Origin of the sequence: Kitasatospora sp. NPDC127035 (genome assembly GCF_042726075.1) — a bacterium.
In the GTDB taxonomy this organism is placed as follows: Bacteria; Actinomycetota; Actinomycetes; order Streptomycetales; family Streptomycetaceae; genus Kitasatospora.
The window spans coordinates 1-1776 of record NZ_JBHXDN010000166.1; the positions used below are offsets into that span (position 1 = coordinate 1).

At 67.5% G+C, this 1776-nt stretch carries 2 protein-coding genes and 1 pseudogene; 2 read left to right on the top strand and 1 reads right to left on the bottom strand.

What is annotated here, in order from left to right:
• Positions 1-199 precede the first annotated feature (199 nt).
• Positions 200-424: pseudogene (locus ACFWIC_RS41010) on the top strand (transposase); the annotation flags it as partial.
• Between the two features lie 184 nt (positions 425-608).
• Positions 609-1154, top strand: a complete 546-nt coding sequence (locus ACFWIC_RS41015; RefSeq protein WP_380522306.1) for a hypothetical protein — start codon at positions 609-611, stop codon at positions 1152-1154.
• A 139-nt stretch (positions 1155-1293) separates the two neighbouring features.
• Here ACFWIC_RS41015 and ACFWIC_RS41020 read toward each other — a convergent pair.
• Positions 1294-1776 (bottom strand): group II intron maturase-specific domain-containing protein (locus ACFWIC_RS41020; RefSeq protein WP_380522303.1); only part of this gene is annotated, 483 nt, incomplete at its 5' end.

A 1776-nucleotide genomic window follows, 5' to 3' on the forward strand; every position in this document is an offset into this window, starting at 1 on the left:
GCTCACCGACATCGCCCTGTTCCTGGGCGGCCGGGCCGGAGCCCGGATCTCCGGGCGTCTGGCCATGACCACGGGCCGGGACACCCTGCTCCGTCTCATCCGGGCGCTACCCCTCCCGCCGTCCGGCCTCGTCCCGCGTCTGGGGGTGGACGAGTTCGCTATCCGCCGCGGTCGCACCTACGCGACGGTCCTCGTGGACATGGACACCCACCGGCCGGTCGAGGTCCTCGCCGATCGTGCCGCGAACACCTTCGCCACCTGGCTGCGCGACCACCCCGAAGTGCGGACGATCTGCCGCGACCGCGCCGGGTCCTTCCGCGACGGTGCCCGCACGGGAGCACCGCAGGCCCAACAGGTCGCCGACGCCTGGCACCTGCTGCACAACCTCGCCGAGGCCGTTGAGCGCGTCGTCGGCCGCCATCGCGCTGACCTGCGCGAACCCCTCGACCTCGGAGAAGAGCGGGATGAGATGCCCCGTTCCAGAGCTGCCGGCTCGAACGAGCTGGACGTCCACGGCCGGCCGCGTCCCCTGGTCGCCCGCACGCGCGAGCGTCACCAGCAGATCCACGAACGCATCGAGCGCGGCGACAGCCTGCGGGCCATCGCCCGTGAGCTCCGCCTCAGTCGCGGCACCGTCCTGCGTTTCGCCCGAGCCGCCGACGTGGGAGCAACTCCTCGTCGCGGCGACCCACCGCCCCAGCGTGATCGACGACTACCGACGCTACCTGCACCACCGGTGGATGGAGGGCTGCACCGACGCCTCCGCACTCACCCGCGAGATCCAGCAACTGGGCTACCGCGGGGACGTCAACACTGTTCAGCGTCATCTGCGGCTCTACCGAACCGGAGCGATCCCGGCGGCGGCCCCACCACCCCACCTGACCGTCCGCCGCGGCACCGACTGGATCATGCACCGACCCGAGCGGCTCGACGACACCGAACGCAAGTGCCTCGACGAGCTGCGCGAACGCAGCCCGGCCCTGGCCACGACCACCGAGTACGCCCTGCGCCTGGCGACCATGGTCCGCGAACGCCGCAGCGAGCACCTGGCCTCGATGGCTGGCTCGCCGACGTCCGCCTCGACGGGCAACCAGAACTACGCAGCCTGGCCGGCGGCATCCGACGCGACCACGCCGCCGTTCTCGCGGCCCTGAACACCACACTTACCTCGGGAGCAGTAGAGGGCAACGGGACCAGGATCAAGCTGCTGTCGAGTAGCCGGGGGCATCACAGCCCCCGGCCCTCACAGAACCGTACGTAACGATCTCTCGTTATAGGCTCTTGCTGCCCTGGTCACCAGACGACGGGGACTGTTGGTACCCAAGCCCAGTGGGCGAAGAACCGAGGCCGCTGGGTAACGGTCCTGTTCCACGCTTCCTGCGCCTTCTTTCGTCCCCGCAGTCGCTTGTATTTCTTGCGGATCCAGCGCATCAGGTAGGAATTGATGCGCCCCAGGAGGGGATAAAGCGCCGACCGGTAGAAGGCGCCGTAGTATTGCATCCAACCTCGCACAACTGGATTGATCAGCCGGGCAAGGTCCGCTTCGGAAACCTCAGTGTGCAGGTGCAGTCTCCAGGATCGCACCCGATTACTGATCTTGTTCAGGGCATCTTTGCTGACCGCTGGATTGAAACCGGTGAACATCTTCCCAGTCTTCAGTCGCACCTGACGGGCCCGGAATGTGAACCCCAAGAACGTGAACTCGGTGTGCTCGTAGGAGCCGCGCCGGTTGCTGTCCTTGCAGTACACGATCCTGGTTTTGTCCGGGTGCAGTTC